This window comes from Nocardia paucivorans NBRC 100373 (genome assembly GCF_000308675.1).
Taxonomy (GTDB): Bacteria; Actinomycetota; Actinomycetes; order Mycobacteriales; family Mycobacteriaceae; genus Nocardia; species Nocardia paucivorans.
The window spans coordinates 1-1,171 of record NZ_BAGE01000100.1; the positions used below are offsets into that span (position 1 = coordinate 1).

Below are 1,171 nucleotides of genomic sequence, written 5' to 3' on the forward strand. Positions count from 1 at the left end.
CGACAGTTCGAACATTGACCGAGGCACAGGTGGATCGGGTCCTGGCGCCGAAGGTCGATGCGGCATGGAATCTGCACGAGGCGACACGGGGGATGGATTTGTCGGCCTTCGTGATGTTCTCGTCGGCCGCGGGGGTATTGGGAACGGCCGGTCAGGCCAACTACGCAGCGGCCAACGGTTTCCTGGACGCATTGGCCGCCCGGCGGCGTGCCGAGGGGCTGCCCGCGGTGTCGCCGGCATGGGGCCCGTGGGAGCGGACGGAAACAGGGTCGGGCGGTATGACGGACACCCTCGACGATAGGGGGGTGTCCCGGCTGGCCCGGTTGGGGTTGCGTCCCCTATCACAGTCGGAGGGCCTCCGGCTGTTCGACACCGTTGCGGGTCTCGAGTTGACCCCCGTGGGCGCCGCGACGCCGGTACCGATGTGCTTCGACCGAAGTGCCCTACGCCAGGGAACCGATACCGCCGGCGTCCCCGCGCCACTACTCGGGTTCATGCGGCGTTCCGCGCAGAAAGTCGCACCCGACAGGCGATCGCGCGTCTTCGAATTGGCCCACATTCCCGAGGAAAGACGAGAACAGGCTGTGCTCGATCTCGTTCTCGACCAGGCTGCCGCCGTTCTGGGCTACTCGTCGAGCAAGGATATTCGGCCGGACAAAGGATTCGACGAGATCGGTTTGGATTCGTTGGGCAGTGTGGAGTTGCGGAACCGACTGTCGAGGACGACCGGCCTCGAATTACCACCGACGCTCGTGTTCAACTATCCGACCCTGTCCGAGTTGGCCCGATATCTCTACGACCATCTGACCCCCGAGAACACCGCCGAACCACCCGACGCCACGTCCGTGTCCGGATCCACTTCCGACGATCTGGCGCATTTGGAAGCGATGGTCGAACGCATTCTTGCCACTGCCGGCGACGACGAGGCAACCGTTACCGCACTGCGCGATATCGGTGACCGTCTGCGGGCCCATTCCGATGCCCACCGGCAGGGCGATGACGATACGGATTTCACGGCATATTCCGGCAGCGAGCTGTTGGATCTGATCGATGAGGAGTTTGGTCGGGCATGAGCATGGAAGAACGGCTTACCCGCTCGCTACAGAAACTCGCCGGAGACCTGCGCACGGCCAACCGTCATATTCGAGAGTTGGAGGACCGGTCGCGGGGA

At 64.0% G+C, this 1,171-nt stretch carries 1 protein-coding gene; it reads left to right on the forward strand.

Annotation, left to right across the window (positions count from 1 at the left end; genetic code table 11):
• Nucleotides 1-1,073: beta-ketoacyl reductase (locus ON32_RS23450; RefSeq protein WP_040793189.1), on the forward strand; the 1,073-nt coding region annotated here is incomplete at its 5' end.
• Nucleotides 1,074-1,171: the final 98 nt, after the last annotated feature.